Annotated in this window: 13 protein-coding genes; 4 read left to right on the forward strand and 9 right to left on the reverse strand. The window is 72.4% G+C overall.

Annotated features, from left to right (window positions below; all coding sequences use genetic code 11):
* Nucleotides 1-171: 171 nt before the first annotated feature.
* Nucleotides 172-645 (forward strand): pyridoxamine 5'-phosphate oxidase family protein, encoded by a 474-nt coding sequence (locus tag GTY47_RS06960; protein WP_010036469.1) that lies wholly within the window; start codon nt 172-174, stop codon nt 643-645.
* A gap of 10 nt (nt 646-655) precedes the next feature.
* Here the strand turns inward: GTY47_RS06960 and guaA are convergent, their stop codons facing one another.
* A complete protein-coding gene (gene guaA, locus GTY47_RS06965; protein ID WP_010036470.1) occupies nt 656-2,236 on the reverse strand; it encodes a glutamine-hydrolyzing GMP synthase in 1,581 nt (526 codons plus the stop codon).
* Nucleotides 2,237-2,524: 288 nt separating this feature from the next.
* Between guaA and GTY47_RS06970 the strand changes: the two genes are divergently transcribed.
* Nucleotides 2,525-2,845 (forward strand): chorismate mutase, encoded by a 321-nt coding sequence (locus GTY47_RS06970; RefSeq protein WP_267880835.1) that lies wholly within the window; start codon nt 2,525-2,527, stop codon nt 2,843-2,845.
* Nucleotides 2,846-3,348: 503 nt separating this feature from the next.
* Here the strand turns inward: GTY47_RS06970 and GTY47_RS06975 are convergent.
* Nucleotides 3,349-4,485, reverse strand: coding sequence for a hypothetical protein (locus GTY47_RS06975; RefSeq protein WP_010036472.1), 1,137 nt, complete (start codon nt 4,483-4,485; stop codon nt 3,349-3,351).
* A 215-nt stretch (nt 4,486-4,700) separates the two neighbouring features.
* Here GTY47_RS06975 and GTY47_RS06980 point away from each other — a divergent pair, with 215 nt between their 5' ends.
* Nucleotides 4,701-5,684 (forward strand): LAETG motif-containing sortase-dependent surface protein, encoded by a 984-nt coding sequence (locus GTY47_RS06980; RefSeq protein ID WP_029180946.1) that lies wholly within the window; start codon nt 4,701-4,703, stop codon nt 5,682-5,684.
* 91 nt (nt 5,685-5,775) lie between these two features.
* On the opposite strand, the gene GTY47_RS06985 is transcribed toward GTY47_RS06980, so the two are convergent.
* From GTY47_RS06985 to GTY47_RS07015, 7 genes are all read right to left on the reverse strand, one after another.
* Nucleotides 5,776-7,563: a GMC family oxidoreductase gene (locus tag GTY47_RS06985; RefSeq protein ID WP_010036479.1), complete on the reverse strand. Its 1,788-nt coding sequence runs from the start codon at nt 7,561-7,563 to the stop codon at nt 5,776-5,778.
* 59 nt (nt 7,564-7,622) lie between these two features.
* Nucleotides 7,623-9,251 carry a succinic semialdehyde dehydrogenase gene (locus GTY47_RS06990; RefSeq protein ID WP_010036481.1) on the reverse strand — a complete coding sequence of 543 codons (1,629 nt, stop codon included), beginning with the start codon at nt 9,249-9,251 and terminating at the stop codon, nt 7,623-7,625.
* A 136-nt stretch (nt 9,252-9,387) separates the two neighbouring features.
* The gene (locus tag GTY47_RS06995; protein ID WP_010036483.1) at nt 9,388-11,103 is read right to left on the reverse strand and encodes a serine/threonine-protein kinase; all 1,716 of its coding nucleotides are present in this window, start codon (nt 11,101-11,103) and stop codon (nt 9,388-9,390) included.
* An 83-nt stretch (nt 11,104-11,186) separates the two neighbouring features.
* Nucleotides 11,187-12,377, reverse strand: a complete 1,191-nt coding sequence (locus GTY47_RS07000; RefSeq protein ID WP_231911131.1) for a serine/threonine-protein kinase — start codon at nt 12,375-12,377, stop codon at nt 11,187-11,189.
* Between the two features lie 112 nt (nt 12,378-12,489).
* Complete coding sequence (locus GTY47_RS07005) at nt 12,490-14,292, reverse strand: serine/threonine-protein kinase (RefSeq protein WP_010036491.1); 1,803 nt, start codon at nt 14,290-14,292, stop codon at nt 12,490-12,492.
* Between the two features lie 167 nt (nt 14,293-14,459).
* The gene (locus tag GTY47_RS07010) at nt 14,460-16,970 is read right to left on the reverse strand and encodes a protein kinase (RefSeq protein ID WP_029180947.1); all 2,511 of its coding nucleotides are present in this window, start codon (nt 16,968-16,970) and stop codon (nt 14,460-14,462) included.
* A gap of 153 nt (nt 16,971-17,123) precedes the next feature.
* Nucleotides 17,124-19,157, reverse strand: a complete 2,034-nt coding sequence (locus GTY47_RS07015) for a serine/threonine-protein kinase (protein ID WP_029180948.1) — start codon at nt 19,155-19,157, stop codon at nt 17,124-17,126.
* 182 nt (nt 19,158-19,339) lie between these two features.
* On the opposite strand from GTY47_RS07015, the gene GTY47_RS07020 reads away from it, so the two are divergent.
* Nucleotides 19,340-20,383 carry a serine hydrolase domain-containing protein gene (locus GTY47_RS07020; protein WP_010036498.1) on the forward strand — a complete coding sequence of 348 codons (1,044 nt, stop codon included), beginning with the start codon at nt 19,340-19,342 and terminating at the stop codon, nt 20,381-20,383.
* The last annotated feature ends 30 nt before the right edge of the window (nt 20,384-20,413 follow it).

Here is a 20,413-nt window from a genome sequence, read left to right on the forward strand (position 1 = left end):
ACCGCTGGTCGGGTCGGAAAGACAGAAGCGTTTGGTGAAGATGAGGCGAGCGCCCCGGCGAACGCCCCGTGAGCGCCGGTGAGCACCTGTGCGCACCCCTTTCGCCCCCGGTCTCCCCGATCCCACGAATAGCCGACAGAGGATGTCGGGTTTCGGCGCCAGACTCTCCGTATGACAGCGAACTGGGCGGCTTTCGTCACCGCCGAACCGGACCTGGCCGGCACCGTCGAGAAGCGCTTCGGCGCGTACACCCACCACGTCCTCGCCACTCTCCGGAAGGACGGCTCGCCCCGCACCAGCGGTCTGGAGGTGCGGTTCCTCAACGGCGAGCTGTGGCTCGGCATGATGCCGGACTCGCTCAAGGCGCTCGACCTGCGCCGCGACCCGCGCTTCGCGCTCCAGGCGAACCCCGGGGAGGGTACGGGCATGGGCGGCGGCGACGTCCGGATCAGCGGGCGGGCGATCGAGGTCGACGACGTGGAGACGAAGGCCGGATACGTGGAAGAGGTGGAGCCGCCGGAGCCGTTCCACCTCTTCCGTACCGAGCTCACCGAGGTCGTGCGGACCTCCATCGAGGACGACAAGTACCTCGTCGTCCAGATCTGGACACCAGGCGAGCCCCTGCGCACGATCAAGCGCACCTAGGGGGTGGGAACTACTCCCACTCGATCGTCCCCGGCGGCTTGGAGGTGACGTCGAGGACAACTCGGTTGACGTCCTTGACCTCGTTGGTGATGCGCGTGGAGATCCGGGCGAGGACGTCGTACGGCAGGCGGGACCAGTCGGCGGTCATCGCGTCCTCGGAGGAGACGGGCCGCAGGACGATCGGGTGGCCGTACGTGCGGCCGTCGCCCTGGACGCCGACGCTGCGGACGTCCGCGAGCAGGACCACCGGGCACTGCCAGATGTCCCGGTCGAGGCCGGCCGCCGTGAGCTCCTCGCGGGCGATGGCGTCGGCCTCGCGCAGCAGGTCCAGGCGCTCCTTGGTGACCTCGCCGACGATCCGGATGCCGAGGCCGGGGCCGGGGAAGGGCTGGCGCTGGACGATCTCGTCCGGCAGGCCGAGCTCCTGGCCGACCATCCGGACCTCGTCCTTGAAGAGCTTGCGCAGCGGCTCGATCAGCTGGAACTCGAGGTCCTCGGGGAGGCCGCCCACGTTGTGGTGGGACTTGATGTTGGCGGTGCCGGTGCCGCCGCCGGACTCGACCACGTCGGGGTAGAGGGTGCCCTGGACGAGGAACTCCACCGCCGGGCCCTCGTCCGCGATGATCTCGGCCTGGGCCTGCTCGAAGACCCGGATGAACTCGCGGCCGATGATCTTCCGCTTCTCCTCGGGGTCGGAGACCCCGGCGAGCGCCTTGAGGAACCGCTCCTCGGCGTCCACGACCTTCAGCTGCACGCCGGTCGCGGCCACGAAGTCCTTCTCGACCTGCTCGGTCTCGCCCTTGCGCATCAGGCCGTGGTCGACGTACACGCAGGTCAGCTGGGAGCCGATGGCCTTCTGGACGAGGGCGGCGGCGACGGCGGAGTCCACGCCGCCGGAGAGTCCGCAGATGGCGCGCTTGTCGCCGACCTGCTCACGGATTGCGGCGACCTGCTCCTCGATCACGCTGCCCGTGGTCCAGGACGGGGTCAGGCCCGCGCCCCGGTACAGGAAGTGCTCCAGCACCTGCTGCCCGTGCGTGGAGTGCATCACCTCGGGGTGGTACTGGACCCCGTACAGCTTCTTCTCGTCGTTCTCGAACGCGGCGACCGGCACCACGTCCGTGGAGGCCGTCACGGAGAAGCCCTCGGGGGCGGCGGAGCAGGCGTCGCCGTGCGACATCCAGACGGCCTGCTCGGCGGGGGTGCCCTCGAAGAGGGTGGAGGACGACTTGGAGACGTGCAGGTCCGTGCGGCCGTACTCGCGGGCTCCGGTGTTGTCGACGGTGCCGCCGAGGGTCCGCGCCATCAGCTGGAAGCCGTAGCACATGCCGAAGACGGGGACGCCGGCCTCGAAGATCTCGCGGTCCAGGCTCGGGGCGCCCTCCTCGTACACCGACGAGGGGCCGCCGGAGAGGATGATCGCCGCGGGGTTCTTGGCGAGCATCTCGGCGACCGGCATGGTGCTCGGCACGATCTCGCTGTAGACCCGCGCCTCGCGGACACGACGGGCGATGAGCTGGGCGTACTGCGCGCCGAAGTCGACGACCAGGACGGTGTCGGCGGCGCTGGCAGCGGGATTCGCTGATGACACAGGGTGCCTTCCGGCGGTGGGGCGGGGGTCTTGTGCCACCCGATTCTACCGGGGTGGAGCGGGACGCCGTCCGGGCGGCGGGGACCGGGGCCGTCTCAGGATGCGAGCCGGGTTGGATACCCCCGGGGAGCGGGGCATACTGGCCCCATGCTCCAGCACCAGACGTTCCTCTTTACCTATGGCATCCGGCCCGCCGGCTGCCATGGTCGTGCTGCTTGAGCAACTGACAAGCGACTTCCCAGGCGCCCCGGGCCGACAAGGTCCGGGGCGCCTGCCGTCGTCCGGGCCTTGCCGCTCCGGGGCACCCCTCGACGACAAGGAGCCCCCATGAACGCCACCGACGTGACCGGCGCCCGCACCCCCGAGGCCGTCGGCGTGATCACCGGCGCGCGTGAGCGCATCGACGCGCTGGACGACCGGATCATCGGCCTGATCCAGGAACGGGCGGCCGTCTCCGCCGTCATCCAGGAGGCCCGGATCTCCTCCGGCGGCCGGCGCGTGAACCTCTCCCGCGAGATGGAGGTCCTCGGCCGCTACCGGGAGGCGCTGGGCAAGCCGGGCACGGCCCTCGCGATGACCCTGCTGGAGCTGTGCCGGGGCAGGATCTGAATCCCCGTTCCCGGGACAGACGTGCGCCCCCTTCTCACCCGTACGGCGCGTGACCGTGCCGCGAGCCGCTTCGTTGGTCCCGGTGTCCGTGCCAGCCAGGCGCGGGCCCGAGAGAACCACGCGTGGCTCGCTGGAGCGATGAGACGTACGGATCGTGCCGTGTGTCGTGGGACCTCGCTCCAGGGAAGTGACCGGACGGCAGGGGACAGCAGCCCGGTCACCCAAGAGAACGGTCGGCCCCGGGGACGCCCGGGGCCGACCGGCGGACCTTGCAAAAATGCACAAGCCTGGGTCAAACGGTTGCGGGCGCCGCGTTCATCCAGCACGATGCGTAGACAGCCCAAGTCCCCCGTGCGGACACCTGCATGGCCCGACCGCCAAAGGTCGAGACCAGCGGCGCAACCCCCCGGCGCCGCTTCCAAGGCACCGGCGCTGCCCTGACGTCGGTGCTGACGAGAAGAAGGGCCCCGCGGCTCCACCCCGCGGGGCCCTTCGCTCTGCCGTCAGGTGCGCGACACCGTGCCGCACGCGTCCTGGTCGTGGTCGATGTCCTTGCTCCGGTCGTACGGATCCGTCGTCGGGCCGCTCGGCTCCGCGCCCGTGGGCTCGCTCGACGGGAACTCCGGGTGCAGATAGCCGTCGTGGACGTCGCAGGAGGAGTTGCCGATCTCCTGGTCGTACTCCATGAGCAGCAGCCGGCCTTCGGTGACCCGGTACCGCGCGGGGTCGGCGAGTTCGACGTCGAGCACCCGGCGCACGATCGTGCGGGTGACCTCGGTGGGACCGTCGGCCCGTACGACGGGGTAGACGAAGGTGTAGTCGGCGTGCACGGCCACGCCCCCCTGCGATCCCTTCTCGAAGGTCATGCGCCCGCGCGTCTTGATCACGTCGCCGACCGGACGCACCTCGTCGGGGTCGAAGCGGCTGAACAGCGTCACCGGGTCGTGCTCCCTGCTCGGGGAGCGCAGTGCGGTGTCGAGGTCGTCGATCACGTCCGGCTGCTTGGGGTCGAGCACGGAGAGCGCGGCCTCGGGGCGGGCACCCCGCACCGACTTCGGGTCGAGGTTGGCGCCCACCAGCAGCTTCTTCGTCAGTTTCAGCGCCTGCTCCACACGGTCCTTCGGGACCGGTCCGACGGCTTTGGCCTCGGGCAGCACGATGCCGGCCTCGCCGTCGGCCCAGCGCAGCGCCGGGGAGCCGGCGAACGGCTCGTCCAGGGTGGGGATTTCGGGGTCCGACGCCCCGGGCGCGGCACTGGGGGCCGCGGTCTCGGCAGGCAGCGGTGAGGCCGCGGCGCGTGACTCGTCCGTACCGAAGGGGTCACCGGGCAGCAGCGACGGTTTCAGCGCCACCAAGGCCACGGCCACGGCGACGGGCACGCCGAGCACGGCCCACAGCTTGCGGCGCCGCGCCACCCGGCCGTTCATCTCCTGCCAGGCCGGACCGGTGCGCCAGCCCGGAGGCACCTCCCCCCGGGCCTCCTGCTGCCGCAGCCGCTCGGTCACCATGCGCGCCCGCGCTGACGGCTCCTTCGGGGCTGAGGCGTGGATGTCCCGCTCGGTGTCGCGGATGAACTGCTCCCAGACGTCGTCGGGGATCTCCGAGGCCGACGGCTGATCGTCGGGCGGCTTTTCAGACACGAAGCCCAGATCTAAGCGGGTGGGAAGCGCGTTCACAAGAAGGTCTTGGATGTGACCCAGCCCACATAAGAATTCTGTGAATGCCAGCACAACCATTCACAGGTTTCACGGATCAAACCTGGCGAACCAAGGGCCACTCCCGCGCCCCACACGCGGAGGCCTCCCCCAACGTTCGTACCGCGCACCGCGGTACGCCCGGACTCTCCGAGGTCTTCATGAAGCTTCGCCGCGCCATGGCAGCAGCGGCCGCCACGGCGGTCATAGCCCCGGTGGCACTGCTCGCGGCACCGGCCGCGTACGCGACCGACGAAACGACGCCCACGCCGAGCGCGTCCGTGAGCGAGTCCGCTCCCGAGACGTCCAGCTCGCCGTCGGCGAGCGAGTCCACGCCCGAGACGACGCCGCCCGCTCCGAGCACGTCCGCGAGCGAGTCCGCTCCCGAGACGTCCAGCTCGCCGAGCGCGTCCGCGAGCGAGTCCTCCCCGGCGCCCACCGCGTCCGAGCCCGAGGAGTCGGAGTCCCCGGACCCCGAGCCCTCGGTGTGCGAGGACACCAAGGTCGACGTCAGCATCTCCGGCCTGCCCGGCAAGATCGCGGCGGGCAGCGGCTGGCACAAGTTCTCGCTGAACGTGCTCAACAACTCCGACTCCACGCTCAACGACCTCGACTTCTTCGCGGGGGCCTCCCCCGACAAGAACGGCGAGGAGCTGTTCACCAGCAAGCAGGTCAAGCTCCAGGCCTGGGACCCCCAGGACAAGACCTGGGTCGACCTCAACGAGGGCGGCTACGCGGTCGGCTACGTCGGTTACACCGACGAGCTGAAGCCCGACTACGAGGTGAACATCCCGCTGCGCCTCAGCGTCAGCAAGTCCGCCCCGGTCGGCGCCGGCTTCTCGCTCGGCGCGACGATCTACGGCGACAACGACGACGAGTGCACCGGCTTCGGCGACGTGTCGTACAAGTTCCAGATCGTCGCGGCCGGCACGGACACCGGTGGCACCAAGCCGACCGAAGGCGGCAAGGCGCCCGTCACCGACGAGAAGCCGAGCGGCAACACGCCGGAGGTCACCGGCAGCCTCGCCGAGACCGGCTCCAGCTCCGCCCTGCCGATGATCAGCCTCGTCGGCGGTGCCGCGGTCGTCGCCGGTGCCGGTGCGATCTTCGTGGTCCGTCGCCGCAAGGCCGGCGTCCAGGCGTAAGCCATAGCGGCCGATGGGCCGTGGCACCAAGCAGAAGAGGGACCTGCGCTCGGAGGGGGGCGCAGGTCCCTCTTCTGCTTCCGGCTGTCGGTCAGTTCTTCGGCGGTACCGCCGGCACACCCAGGAACGGCAGCCGCAGCGCGCCGAACGCGTCCGCCGGGACCGCCGGGGACTTCGGCTCGACCGGCTGGAGGCGCTCGTAGGCCGCGCCCTGCCGCGGGCGCGGGTCGGGCTCGCCCTTGTTGGGCCAGAACGACATCGCCCGCTCCGCCTGGGCGGTGATGGTGAGGGACGGGTTGACGCCGAGGTTGGCGGAGACCGCGGCGCCGTCGACCACCGAGATGCCGGGGTGGCCGTAGAGGCGGTGGTACGGGTCGATCACGCCGGTCTCCCGGGAGTCGCCGATCGGGCAGCCGCCCAGGAAGTGGGCCGTCAGCGGGGTTCCCATCAGTTCGCCGACGTTCGAGCCGGCGAAGCCGTTGATCTCGGCGGCCAGTGCCGACGCGCTCTCCGTGGCCGCCTTGATCTGCTTCGGGTTGGGGGCGCCGTGACCCTGGCGGGCGGTGAGCAGGCCGCGGCCGACGCCCGACGGTTTCAAGTACGTCGTCAGGGAGTTGTCCAGGGACTGCATCACCAGGCCGATGATGGTCCGCTCCGACCAGCGGCGGTTGGACAGGGAGCGCAGCACCAGCAAGGGGTGTTTCGCCGCGTGGGCGAGGAAGCCCAGGACCCGTGAGGCGCCCGAGTCGCTCCCTGCGTAGGGGACCTGGAGGATCGACAGACTGCCCATCGAGTTGGAACCCTTGCCGTAGCGGACCGGCTCGATGTGGGTGTTCTCGTCCGGGTGGATCGAGGACGTGATGGCCACGCCCCGCGTGAAGTCGGCCTTCGGAGCGCCGTGCGCCTTGCGGTAGCGCCGGTCGTCGGTCTGGGCGCCGACCAGGGCCTCGGAGTTGGTGCGGGTCAGCCCACCCAACTTGTCCGATACGTACGGCAGCTGGCCACCGGCCTTCATCCGGTGCAACAGCGTCTGGGTGCCGTACGTGCCGGCGGCGAGGACGACCTGGCGGGCCGTGTAGGTCCGGCCCCTGGCCTTGCGGCGGTCGTCGGTGGGCAGGGTGGCGACCGCGTATCCACCGCGTGAGTCGTCGGTGACCGAGACGACGGTCGTCAGGGGGTGGACGACAGCGCCGGCCTTCTCGGCGAGGTACAGGTAGTTCTCGTTGAGGGTGTTCTTCGCGCCGTGGCGGCAGCCGGTCATGCACTCGCCGCACTCCGCGCAGGCCCTGCGGGCCGGGCCCGCCCCGCCGAAGTACGGGTCGGGCACCTCCTGACCCGGTTCGGCCTTGGCCGTGCCGTCGGCGTCCTCGCCGTCTCCGAAGAAGACGCCGACCGGGGCGAGGTGGAAGGAGTCGCCGCAGCCCATGCGCTCCGCGGCGGCCTTCAGGTGCACGTCGGACGGGGTCATGGTCGGGTTGAGCCGTACACCGAGCATGCGGCGGGCCTGGTCGTAGTACGGCTTCAGCTCCTCCTGCCAGTCCGTGATGTCACGCCACTGGGGGTCCTCGAAGAACGGCTTGGGCGGGACGTAGAGGGTGTTGGCGTAGTTGAGGGAGCCGCCGCCGACGCCCGCTCCCGCCAGGACCATGACGTTGCCCAGCAGGTGGATGCGCTGGATGCCGTACATGCCGAGCTTCGGCGCCCAGAGGTAGTTCTTGAGGTCCCAGGAGTTCTTCGGGAGGGACTCGCGGGTGAAGCGGCGGCCGGCTTCCAGGACGCCTACGCGGTAACCCTTCTCGGTGAGGCGAAGGGCGGTTACCGATCCGCCGAATCCGGAGCCCACGACGATGACGTCGTAGTCGTAAGCGTCCTCGGGCACGTGCCGTCTCCTCTTCGAGTGTGCAGTGCGGGTGGGTCCAGGCGTCTAAGGAAGGCCGGTCACCGGAACCTCAGTGCCTTCATCAGACGCAGACTGCGGCTCATGAACTGGGCGTACCTCTCGTCGTCCATGCCCAGTGAGGGGGCCATGGGGAGCACGCGCTGGTGGGCGACAGTCTGGGCCTCGGTGTACTTGAGGATGCCCTCGCTGCCGTGGCGGCGGCCGAGGCCGGAGTCCTTCATGCCGCCCATGGGTGCCTGGACGCTGCCGTAGGCGGGGGCGTAGCCCTCGTTGATGTTGACGGTGCCGGTGCGCAGGCGGGCGGCGACCTCCTGGCCGCGGCGGGCGTTCTTCGTCCAGACCGAGGAGTTCAGGCCGTACGCCGTGGCGTTGGCGCGCTCGATCACCTCGTCCTCGTTCGTGAAGCGGTAGACCGAGACGACCGGGCCGAAGGTCTCCTCCGTGCAGACGGACATGTCGGTGGCGACCCCGTCGAGGATCGTGGGCTCGAAGAAGTACGGGCCGATGTCCGGCCGCGCCACACCGCCCGCGACGACCTTCGCGCCCTTGGCGACCGCCTCCTGGACGTGCCGGGTGACGGTCTCCAGCTGGCGTTCGCCGACCAGGGAGCCCATGTCGGCGCCGTACGCCAGGGACGTCCCGAGGCGCATGGCCTTCGTGCGGGCGGCGAAACGCTCCAGGAAGGCGTCCGCGATCGACTCGTGGACGTAGAGCCGCTCGATGGAGATGCACAGCTGGCCCGCCGAGGAGAAGCAGGCCCGGACGGCACCGGCAGCCGCCTTCTCGATGTCGGCGTCCTCCAGCACCAGCATGGCGTTCTTGCCGCCCAGTTCGAGGGAGACGCCGACCAGCCGGGCGGCGGCGCCCTGCGCGACCTCGCGGCCGGTGCGGGTGGAACCGGTGAAGGACACGTAGTCGGCGTGCCGGACGACCTCGGGGCCGACGACCGGGCCGTCGCCGAGGACGACCTGGAAGACGTCGGCGGGCAGGCCGGCCTCGATGAGCAGGTCACGGGCCCACAGGGCGGTCAGGCAGGTCTCGGTGTCGGGCTTCATGACGACCGCGTTGCCCGTGACGAAGGCGGGGAGCGCGTCGCCGACCGACAGTTCCAGGGGGTAGTTCCAGGGCGCGATCTGGCCGACGACGCCGCGCGGGTGGCGCAGTTCGGTGACCTTGGTGAGGGTCGGCATGGCGCCGGCGTGCCGCTTCGGGCGGAGGTAGGCGGGGGCCTTGCGGCCGTAGTGCCGGGCGGCGACCGCGACGGCCTGGACCTCCTCGTGGGCGTGCAGCCGGGCCTTGCCGGTCTCCAGCTGGATCAGGTCGAGCACCTCGGCCTGGCGCTCCAGCACCAGGTCGTGGAAGCGCAGCAGGACGGCGGCGCGCTGCCGTACCGGGGTCTGTGCCCACACGGCCTGGGCGGCGCGGGCCAGTTCGAAGGCGTTCGCCACGTCCTCGGGCGTCGACTCGGGGAGGTCGGCCAGCTTCTCGCCGGTGAACGGCGTGTGGTTGGCGGTCCGGCCGGAGCCTGCCACGCCCTTGGTGAGCTGGGCGACCAGCTCGGGGGTGACCACGTCGGCGGCGGTGCGGGCGCCCGCCGGGGCGGGGGCGAGGGGGTTCGTGCCGGTCTGTGCCGTGCCGGTCTTCTCCGGGGCGTGCGCGTCCGTCATGAGGCGCAGGGTATGCCCCGGCGGAGCCTTTGGGTACCCGTCGGTAATACGGCTTCACCGAGTACACACAAGGCGCCAGCGGCTGCTGGCACGAACGCCCTGATCAGGGCGTTGTGCGGTGACCAGTGGGTGTGATTCAGCCTTTTACGATCCTGAGCCGGTCCCGTGCGCCCTTGAACACCGAGGTGCCCTCAGTCTCCTCGGGCGTGCCCTTGGGCATGTCGACGCGCAGTTCGTACATGCGGTCGTCGTCGGTGCGGATCACCACCCGCATGACCCGCCGGGGGTCCTCGTCCAGGTTGTAGGTGGTGTCGGCGAGGGCGGCCTCGAAGCCCTGGACGCTGGTGCGGGTGTACTGCGTGTGCGCGTCCTCCTCGGCACCGCCCCGGACCACCCGCGCCTTCCTGGCCTGGGCCATCGGGGAGCCCGGCGCCTTGTCCCAGACGAGGAGGCGGACCTGGATCGAGCCGCCCCGCTCGCTGCCGTAGAGCGCCGTCCGGGGCTGGTCGGTCGTGCTGCCGGCCTTGTCGAGTTCGCGGTAGTGGCTCGGGAGCCGGAGTACGGCCGCCATGTCCTGGTCTCGGTGCGGGGTCCAGGCGCCGTCAGGACTCGGGCCAGGGGCGGTGGGGGCCGGGCTTTTGCGGGCGGCCTCTTCGGTCGTCTCCGCGCTGCTGGTGTCGCCGAGGTGGGTGGCGGCGCCTATGCCGCCGGCGAGGAGCGCGCTCATCAGGGCGAGGGGGCCGGGGCGGAGGAGGCCTTGACGCTTCGGCGGTACCGTGTCGTCCGCGGACTCCTGCATGCTCGCAGAGTCACGTATGTCGACAGAGTCGCTCATCCGCGCAGAGTCCCGTACGTTCGCAGACTCCCGTGTATGCGCGGCCTGCTGAGGCTCCTTCGGTGTCTCGTCCGACGCCGGCCGCTGCCCGGCCGCCGCCTCCAGCGCCTTCGCGACCTCCTCTGCGCCCGGCCGCTGTTCGGGTTCCTTCACCAGCAGGCGCGCGATCAGCGGCCCGAGGGGTCCGGCCTGCTTCGGTTCGGGCGGCTCGGCGGCGAGGATCGCGGTGAGCGTGGCCTCCGGCGTGTCCCGGCGGAACGGGGACGCCCCCTCGACGGCCGCGTACAGCAGTACGCCCAGGGACCACAGGTCGGAGGCGGGCCCGGCGATGCGGCCGGTCATGCGCTCGGGCGCGACGAACTCCAGCGAGCCGATGGACTCCCCGCCGGTCGTGAGCGACTCCTCGCCCTGCACATGGGCGATGCCGAAGTCGGTGAGGACGACACGTCGGTGCGGGCCGAGCAGCACATTGGCCGGTTTCACGTCCCGGTGCACGATGCCGACGGAGTGCCCGGCACGCAGCGCACCGAGGACGGCGAGGCCGATCCGGGCGGCTTCGCGCGCCTCCACCGGGCCGCGCCGGAGCACCTCGTGCAGGGACCCGCCCGGCACCAACTCCATGACGATCCAGGGGAGTCCGTCGAGCGCCGCGTCGACCGCGTCCAGCCCGTCGCGTCCGACCCGGCCGTGGCGAACGGTCCGCCCGGCCCGTGCCTCCGGCTGCCGCTCCGGTTCGACGACCACGTCGTGGATGGTGACGGCGGCGGGATGGTCGACGCGGGCGGCGGCGCGGGCCTCGCGGTAGAGCCGGTGGGCCGCACGCCGGCGGCTCTCGTCCTCCGGGTCGCCCGGATCGCCCGGCAACCGGGGCTGCTTCACGGCGACTTCCCGCTGCACGAGTTCGTCGTAGGCCCGCCAGACGGTGCCCGACCCGCCGGAGCCGATGCGCTCGATCAGCCGGTACCGCCCACCGATCGACCGGCCCTGGGCGCCCGTCCCACCCCCGTCGTTGCTCATGCCCCATCAGTACCCCGCGGGGCGGCCGCTTGTCGACGCGAGGCCCTGGCCGGACGCCGGTTCACGTTCCGTCGATGTCCGGGTCAGGGCGAGGGTGAGGCGGCCGCGGTGGTGGTGGCGCTGGTCGCTGCGGGAGTGCTCGGAGTGCCCGACCGGTGGGCGGAGGGTCCGGCCGAGGGCGTCTCCGGCGCCGAACTCTTCGGCGTACGGCCGCCGTCGCCGCCGCCCTCGTCCATGAGCAGCGCCGCCGCCGACACGCCCGCCCCGGCCATCGCGGCGACCAGCAGCGCGGCCACGAGCACCCGGCGCGTGGGCTGCCGGAGCAACTGCTCGTGCCGCTCGTCCGGCCCGGGCAGGTCCGTCGGCGGCACCGGCGGTTGCCGATCGGCGCTGTCCTGCGGCCGTCCGTGCGAGGCACCCCGCGCCGTCGGCGCGTACCCGGGCGGCGGAGCCTGCGGCGTGCTGCCCGTCTCGCGGAACGCCCGCAGCATCCGCTCCGCCCGGTCCGCGTCCAGCCGCCGATCGGGATCGCGTTCCAGCAGGCCCTGTACGACGGGCAGGAGCGGCCCGGCCTGCGCGGGCGGGCGGATGTCGCCGACGACGACCGCGTGCAGGACGCCGCCCAGCGAGTCGCGGTGGAACGGCGACTCGCCGCTGAGGGCCGCGCACAGCAGCGCGCCCAGCGACCACAGGTCGGATTCTGGCCCGGTCCTGACCCCGGACATCCGCTCGGGCGCGGTGTACTCGGGTGAGCCGACGAAGGAGCCGTTCTCGGTGAGCGTGGGGGCGCCCGCGACCTGGGCGATGCCGAAGTCGGTGAGGACGACCCGGTCGGTACCGGCCTCCAGCAGCACGTTGTCGGGCTTGAGGTCGCGGTGCAGAACCCCGGCCGCGTGCGCGGCGCGCAGCGCGCCGAGCAGGGCGATGCCGATCCGTGCCGCCTCGGCGGCGTCGACCGGGCCCTGGGTGGCGAGGCGGTCGGCGAGGGAACCGCCCTCGATCAGCTCCATGACGATGTACGGGCGTTCGTCGTCCTCGACGACGTCGTGGACGACGATGATGTGCGGATGGCTCAGCTGTGCGACCGCCCGCGCCTCGCGCAGCGTACGGTCCCGCTGCCGGCGCGCTTCCGCCGCGGAGAGCGTCTCGTCGAAGGGGAGCTCCTTGACGGCCACGCCCCGGCCGAGCAGCTGGTCGGTCGCCCGCCAGACCACGCCCATGCCACCGCGCCCGAGCCTCGCCTCGAGCCGGTAACGGCCCGCGATGACACGCATGCTGTGCCCCTCGGTCCCCATGCGGCAATCATGCCCCACCGGAGGGAGGGGCTCCGGGGCAGCGACCCGCGGGTGGCCGAAACACATGGCCCTGCGTCAGAGGGCTCCCACGTCAGGGGGTCTTCTCGTGCCAGCCCTGCAGCAGCGACGTGAACTGCTTGCGCGCCTTCGCCCAGTCCCGCGCGGGCGCCGACATGTAGAGCGCGTACTCGGTGCCGTCGCGGGCGACGTACGTCTCCTCGATGGCCCTGCGCGGACCGGGGAACTTGGTGTCCTTCGGCTGCGCGGTCCAGGTGTACTCCCACAGCGCGCCGTCCCGGTCACGGTAGACGTTGCGCTCCAGCTTCACTCGCTTGTAGTCCACCAGCCGCTGCAACTGCTGCTCCAGGTCGAGCTGGTGGGCGTACGGGTCGGCGAAGTCCGGGGAGGTGTCGACGGCGATCCGGACGAAGTGCCGTCCGCCGTCGGGCGTGTAGTCGATCTGCTTGAGCTCGCCCTGCGGGCCGAAGGTCTGGCGCTTCCATCCCTTGGGCAGGTAGAGGCTGAAACCCGCGGGGTCGTCGCGGCGGGTCCAGCCGGCGGGAACCGAACTCCCGGGCTGCTCCGTGCTCGTGGTACCGGACGAGCCGGCTGCGCCGCTCGCCGTCTGCCGGCTCTCGTTCCACTGCTGGAGCGCCACGGCGGTGCCCCCGCCGATGATGGCCGCGAGAGCGACGACGAGGGCGAGGGTACGAAGCCGGCGGCGTCGCCCCGAACCGGCCGGCTGCGGGCCCGTCGCCATCGGACCGAGCCGGGTGGGACCGGGCGTCCCGTGGCCGGTGGCAAAGGCCCCGGCCGCCGGCGTGCCGGCCGTGGCGGCACCGGCCGTCGGCGTGCCGGCCGTGGCGGCACCGGCCGTCGGCGTCCCGCCGGCGGGCGTCCCGGCCAGCGGCGGGAGCGGCGTCCGGGTGTGCGATCCCGAGCCGTTACCGACCGCGCCCGTGCCGGACGAGTTCGTGCCGGACGGATTGGTGCCGGACGCGCTCCTGCCGCTGTGCGCGTCCCGGTACGGCGACGATCCCCCGTACTGCGTCGGCACATAGGCCTGCGCCCCGTTCGGCCGCCGCCCCTCCGCCGCCTCGGCGAGCATCTGCTCGGCCTCGGACGCGTCGGGCCGGGCGGCCGGATCCTTGCGCAGCAGGGCGGTGATGACGGGCGTGAGCGCACCCGCGTGCTGAAGCTCGGCGGCCTCCTCCTCGACCACCGCCTGCATGGTGGTCAGCGGTGTGGTGCGGCGGAACGGCGAGCGGCCCTCCACCGCGGTGTAGAGCGTCGCGCCGAGCGCCCACAGGTCGGAGGACGGGCCCGGGTCGTGGCCGCGCACGCGCTCGGGCGCCAGGTAGTCGACCGAGCCGACGACCTCTCCGGTGCGGGTGATGGTGGTGTCGCCCTCGATCTGGGCGATGCCGAAGTCGGTGAGCAGGACGCGTCCGTCCCGGCCGAGGAGGACGTTGCCCGGCTTGACGTCGCGGTGCAGGACGCCGGCGGCGTGCGCGGCGCGCAGGGCCCGCAGCACCCACATGCCGATGCGCGCCGCCTCGCGCGGCTCGACACGCCCGTCCTCCTTGACCGCGTCGGCCAGGGAGCGGCCCTCGACCAGCTCCATCACGATCCACGGGCGGCCGTCGTGCTCCAGCACGTCGTGCACGGTGACGACCGCGGAGTGGTTGATCCGCGCGGCTGCCCTGGCCTCGGCCCGGGTGCGCGCCAGCAGGATGGCCTGCTCGCTCTCGGAGACGTAGAGGGCGGCCGTCAGCTCCTTGATGGCGACGGACCGGTGCAGCACCTCGTCATGTGCTCGCCATACCCGGCCCATGCCGCCACTGCCGATGGAGTCGGCGAGCCGGTAGCGGCCCGCGACGAGCAGGCCCTGCATCTGATTCACGTTGCCCCGCAATGGTCTTGACAGGGTCAGCGTAAGGACCCGCCCATCCCCAGGGAACAAGCGGGGTACCACGGTGACCGCACTGTGACGGTTGTCGGTGTCCGGGACGGAAGGGAACCGGGAGGTGAACTCCGGCGCACGACAGCCGGCTCAGAAGGTCATTTCGTCACCCGGTACGTCGCCGCCGCCTGCTCGTACAGCCGCGTCACCTCGTCCCGTTCGGACTCCGGGCCGCGCACCTGGACCACGTGGTACCGCCCGGCGACCAGCATCGCCAGGTTGCGCACGTACAGCTCGCCCCCGTCGTCGCCGGTCCAGGTGAACTGCCCCTCGGCCATGGTCCGCCCGCCCACCTCGATCGTCTTCAGCCCCGTGGAGGTGGCCCAGCTGGAATCGCGGTACGGCTGCAACTCGCGTTCCCTCTCCCGCTGGTAGTCCATCGGATCGCTGCCGTACTCCGACGCGCTGTCCCGGCCGGGTACGACGATGAGCTCGAAGTCGCCCTTCGCGTAGACGACCTGACCGCTGCCGCCTCGTGGAGTGCGGTCCCAGCCCTTGGCTACGGCGACCTGGAAGCCCGCCGAGTCCTTGCGCAGGGTGAAGCCGTCGGCGACCTCCGGGCCGGTGGTCTGCGTCTGTGTGGAACCGGCCGATGTCGACGGGCTCTTCTCAGGCTCGGGCGACGCCCGGTCGGGCCGGGGCTCGCCGCTGGCGTCCGCCTCGGGCGCCTGACTGACCTCACCGGCGGCACCGGTGCGGTCCGTGCCCTGCGCGCCGTCGCTCTGCGACTTGGGCATGAAGAGCATGGCGTAGGCGATCGCCGCGGCCATGACGAGCAGGACGAGCAGGAGCAGGGTCCGGCCGAGTCGGTGCGGCGACCGGGACTCCTTCTTGGCCCGCTTGTGCCGCCCGTGGTGCGCGGGCAGCCCGGCCCGCCGCCTGCGCACGAGCTCGCCCCGGCGCCGTACGACGGGCAGCCGGCTCGCGTCGGCGGGCGGCGCCGCGACGACGTGCACACCGGCCTCCGGCTCGGGCGCCGAGCGCACGAGCGAGCGCAGCCAGCCGCGCAGTTCCTCGAAGTCCAGGCGCTCGGTCGGGTCCTGACGCAGCAGCGACTCCACGACCGGCCTGAGCGGCCCGCACTCCTCGGCGTACGCGGGCGGTTCCCCGCACACCATCTGCACCAGCTCGGCCGTCGACTCCTCCGGGTAGGGCGCATGCCCCTGCACGGCCCTGAAGAGCAGCGCGCCCAGCGCCCACAGGTCGGTGGCGGGACCGATCGGCGCGGCCAACTGCCAGTTCTCGTGCACGGGTCCGGCCTGCTCGGGCGCCCAGCGCTCCGTCACGGGCCCCATCACGGCCATCCGCGCCTGCCGCGCCCGCTCGGCGGCCAGGGCCGTGGCCGGGCCGCGCCGGGGTGCCGGGGTGTGGGCGACCAGGTCGTCCCACCGGGTGGACTCGCCGGGGGCGACGGGGTCCGAGGCCGGGGAGACAGCCGTCTGCTCCTGTTCCTGCGGTGCGGGCGCGCTGCCGGTTCCGCCGCGGGGTGTGGCGCCGTGCCAGGCGGTCGTACGGGGGGCGCCGCCCACGCCGTAGGGGTCGGCTATCCGCCCTGGCGGGGGCGCCCCGGGGCCTGTGCTCTGCCCGGGGACGTACGGCGACTGCACCGAGCCGTTGCCGTGGGGCCCGGGTCCGCCGTCCGGGGCGGGCCGGGCACCGGGCAGCGCGGCCCGGCCGTTCTGCTGCGCCTCCTGGACCCGGGCCGCGGCCCGGGCACCCGCCCGGTAGGCCGCGATCGCCCCGGCCCGCGCGGCCCGCGGATCCTCGCTGTCCTCCACGCTCCTGCGGGCCGGCACGGGCGAGCCCGCGCCTCCCGCGCCGGCACCGGCCGTCGGCAGCCCCCGGGCTTCCCGGGCCTCTATGGCGGCCCGCCGCGCGGCCTCGGGATCACCCGCGCCGCCGACGCCTCCCGGGCCCCCGGCACGCCCCGGGCCTCCGGCGCCATTGACCATCGCGGCGCCACCGGTCTCCTGGCCGGGCTCGTCGAGGGCCGGAGCCGGAACGGGGTCGTACCCGCACAGCGCCTCCTCCGCCGCGCCCACGGCCAGCCCGGTCAGCATCACCCGGCCGTCGTCGCAGACGAGGACCGTCCGCGCGGTGATGTTCCGGTGCACCCAGCCGTGCGCGTGCAGCACCCGCAGCGCCATGAGGACGTCGGAGGCCACCTCGGCCGCCCGGTACGGCGTCAGCGGCTTCTCGGCGAGCAGCGCCGCCAGCGGACGCGCGGCCACCAGCTCGCTGACGATCCACAGCGAGCCGCCCTCGGCGAACACGTCGAAGACCTGGTCGAGTCGGGGGTGATCGGGAATGGCCGCCGCGGCCTGCGCGGCCTCGACCGCGCGCCGTACCACCGGATCCGTCGGCCGTCGGGTGCCCGGACGGGCGCCGGGCCGCCGCGCGCCACCGTCACGTGCCGTGAAGCCGTCGGGCAGCCCCTCCGCGTCGAGGACCTCCGCCTCGACCACCTCCGGCAACGGCACCTGTCTGACCAGGACTTCCTGTCCGCTGTAGGTGTCGAAGGCCCGGGATTCGGTGAGTTCGTACTCGTCGGACGGCGGCAGCGGCAGGCGGTAGCGGTCGGCGAGCACCCGTCCCGCATAGTCGTCCACGATGCCTCCCCCGGCAGCCTGGTCGGTCACATCCGTTCGCCCCACGGTCCGTTCCGGCTGCGCACGGTCCGCAAACATTTACGATACGTGCCGCAGGCAACCCGCAATGGGGGGATGCCAGATCTCACTCCCCAAACCCGGGGCCGCTCATGCTCAGGACTTGGGTTCGAAGGTCTTGGTCAGCGTCCGCCAGGTCTCCTTGCGCAGCTCACCGTCCCAGTCGGCCGCCTTCGCCGTGTACATGAGCGCGTAGCCCTGCCGGTCGTCGACGACGAAACCCCGGTCGATGGTCCGGTACTCGGTGCCGCTCTCCACGTAGGTGAACTCCCAGTCGGCCGTGTTCCAGTCGCGGTAGTCCACCTGCTCTATTCGGATCTTCTTGTACTGCGCGCGCTGCATGTAGCGCTCCTGGCTCTTCCAGTCCGCCACCGGGTCGCCCTTGGGCGTGGACGTCCAGGCGATGAGCAGCTTCTGCCCGTCGGGCCCGGTGAACCGGTCGCCCGCGCCCCCCGTGGACTGGTACTTCCACCCCTTCGGCAGCCCGATCGAGTATCCCTGGCTGCCCTGGTGCGTCGATTCCGCGGCGGTGCCCTTGCCGCCACCGGAAGACTCGCTCGCGCGGCCGTCGGGCGTGCTGTTCGAGGCGGACCCCGACTGCGCGGGCTGCGTCGCCGCGCTGTCGGTGCGCGTGCCGTCGCTCGCGTCGCCCTTGGTGTCGGCGCTGCCCGACGCGGTGGCGACGGTCTTGCCGCCGCGCTCGCCGGCGGCCCCCTTCGAGTCCTTGTCGTCTCCGCTGAGCGCGATGGCGAGCACCGTGCCGATCACGGCGAGCACCACGACCGCCGCGATGATCATCATGGTCCGCCGCGGCACCACGTCGGTGAGCGGCGCCCTGGGCGCGGGCCGTGGCGGCAGGTCCGGCCGCGGCATGACGGGCCACCCCGAACTCCGGCCCCCGGGCTCGCCCTTCGTCCCGTGCGCACCGGACCCTGCACCAGCCCCGGCAGCCGCCCCCGAGGCCGACGCCGCCGCCGAACCCGGCTCCGGCACGGACGCACCCGCGTCCCCGGCCCCGGCCTTTCCGCCTTCCGGTCCGGATGCGGTCGTACCGTCCTCGGCCCGGGTCCGGGACGCGGCCGACGCCCCGGCCGTTCCGGCGGCGGCCTTGCGCACGGAACGCAGCGCACCGCGCAACCGCTCCCCGGCCTCCTCGCTCCGCTTGCTCCCGGACCCCGCCGAACTGCCCTTGCGCGAGGCCTTGTCCGGCTGCGCCGGCAGCGGCACGACCTTCGTCGCGTCCATCGGCTCCGGCTCGGCCGTCACGGGTGCGTGGATGACGGAGTTCAGCATCGCCCGCGCGCCCGCGTCGTCGAGCCGCTTGGCGGGGTCCTTGGTGAGCAGCCCGTGGATGACGTCCCTCAGCGGGCCGGCGTTCTTCGGCTCCTCCAGCGGCTCGGTCATCACCGCCGTGAGAGTCGCTATGGCCGACCCCTTGTCGTACGGCGGCGCGCCCTCCACCGCCGCGTACAGCAGCCCGCCGAGCGACCACAGGTCGGCCGCCGGGCCCGGCTTGTGCCCGCGTGCCCGCTCGGGGGAGATGTAGGAGGGCGCGCCGACGAGCATGCCGGTCGAGGTGATGGACGGGTCGCCCTCGACCTGGGCGATGCCGAAGTCCGTGAGCACGACCCGGCCGTCCTCGGCGATCAGCACGTTGGACGGCTTCACGTCGCGGTGCAGGATGCCCTCGCGGTGCGCGGAGCGCAGCACGTCCAGGACGGCGAGCCCGACCTCGGCGGCCCGCTTCGGCTCGAGGAGGCCGTCCTCCCGGATGACCTCGGCGAGCGACTTGCCCTCGACGAGTTCCATCACGATCCAGGGCCGGTCGTCCTCCTGGACCACGTCGAAGACCGTCACGGCGCTGTTGTTGCGGATCCGCGCGATCGCCTTGGCCTCGCGCAGCGTCCGCGTGATCAGCCGCCGCTTCTCCTCCTCGTCGATGTTCGACGGGAACCGCAGCTCCTTGACGGCGACCGTCCGCCCCAGCGTCTCGTCCTCGGCCCGCCACACCGTGCCCATGCCCCCGCGGCCGAGCACCTTGCCCAGCCGGTAACGCCCCGCGAGGAGACGCTCCATGTTGTCCTGACGAGTGTCCTGACGAGATGTGCCCGCCCGCTCCGCCTCCGACATGCGTCCCCTCATACAACCCGCCCTGACAGAGCCTCCATTGTCTCTCACCCGACAAGTGCCCAGCGCCCAGGGGCCCCCTGGCGGAACGCCCCGGCGGGCCGCCCACCCGGAACCCGGGTGCTGCGCCCAGCGCGCCGCCTTGCATGATGGGCCCCCGACGCCCCGACCAGGGAGGAGCCGGTGTGCCGCCCTTTCGGACCTTGCTGGCCCTGCCCGTGTCCGTCGCCGTCCTCGGCCTGCCTCCGGCCGACTCGTCGGCTCTCTCCGCTCCGCCCACGGACGCGGTGCTCCCCCTGCTGGTGACCCAGGGCAGGGCTCCGGCCGCGGCCCTGCTCGCCCAGGAGGGAACCACCACGCGCTATGCCCACGCCGGGCAGGGAATCTCCCGGGCGGACCACTTCCGCGCCGGCAGCGTCACGAAGACGTTCATCGCGACGGTCGTGCTGCAACTGGCCGCCGAGCACCGGCTGTCGCTGTCCGACACCGTGGAGCAGCACCTGCCGGGCCTGGTGCGCGGAGCGGGCAACGACGGCCGCGCGCTGACCCTGCGCTCCCTGCTCACCCACACCAGCGGCCTGTACGACTACACCGCGGACACCGGCGGAACCGCACCCGTCACACCCCGTCAGGCCGTACGCATCGCACTCACCCACCCCCCGGCCGAACGCGGCCGCTTCTCCTACTCGAACACCAACTACGTCCTGCTCGGCATGGTCGTCCAGCAGGTCACCGGCCACTCGTACGCCGCCGAGGCCGAGCGGCGCATCATCACTCCCCTGAAACTGACGGGCACCTCCTTCCCCGGATCCCGCTCCTCGCTGCCCTCTCCGCACGGCCGCGCCTACGCCGCCGACGGCACCGACGTCACCGATCTCGACCCGCGGGTGGCCGGCGCCGCGGGCGAGTTGGTGACCACGCTCGCCGATCTGGACCGCTTCTACTCGGCCCTGCTCGGCGGCCGGCTGCTGCCTCCGCGCAGGCTGCGCGAGATGCTCGACACCCGTGCCGCGCACGGCGCGTACGGCATGGGCCTGTTTCCCGAGAAACTGCCGTGCGGCACCACGGTGTGGGGGCACAACGGGCACATATCCGGCAGCTACGTGCGCGCCGCGGCCACCGTCGACGGCCGGCGTGTCCTCACCTTCCGCGTGAACACGGACGCGATCGCAGATCCCGGTCTCGAACCCGCGGTGCTCGCGGCCGAGTTCTGCCCCCGCACCTCGTAGAACGAGCGGGTTCCGAACGAAGGTCCCACT

Source organism: Streptomyces sp. SID5464 (assembly GCF_009862985.1).
Lineage (GTDB): Bacteria > Actinomycetota > Actinomycetes > Streptomycetales > Streptomycetaceae > Streptomyces > Streptomyces chartreusis_D.

Excerpts from the sequence above, each read along its gene's own strand:
- GTY47_RS07005 (WP_010036491.1), bottom strand. The coding sequence starts at position 14,292 with ATGCAGGGCCTGCTCGTCGCGGGCCGCTACCGGCTCGCCGACTCCATC.
- GTY47_RS06990 (WP_010036481.1), bottom strand. The coding sequence starts at position 9,251 with ATGACGGACGCGCACGCCCCGGAGAAGACCGGCACGGCACAGACCGGC.
- GTY47_RS06960 (WP_010036469.1), top strand. The coding sequence starts at position 172 with ATGACAGCGAACTGGGCGGCTTTCGTCACCGCCGAACCGGACCTGGCC.
- GTY47_RS06995 (WP_010036483.1), bottom strand. The coding sequence starts at position 11,103 with ATGAGCAACGACGGGGGTGGGACGGGCGCCCAGGGCCGGTCGATCGGT.
- GTY47_RS07015 (WP_029180948.1), bottom strand. The coding sequence starts at position 19,157 with ATGTCGGAGGCGGAGCGGGCGGGCACATCTCGTCAGGACACTCGTCAG.
- GTY47_RS07000 (WP_231911131.1), bottom strand. The coding sequence starts at position 12,377 with ATGCGTGTCATCGCGGGCCGTTACCGGCTCGAGGCGAGGCTCGGGCGC.
- GTY47_RS06980 (WP_029180946.1), top strand. The coding sequence starts at position 4,701 with ATGAAGCTTCGCCGCGCCATGGCAGCAGCGGCCGCCACGGCGGTCATA.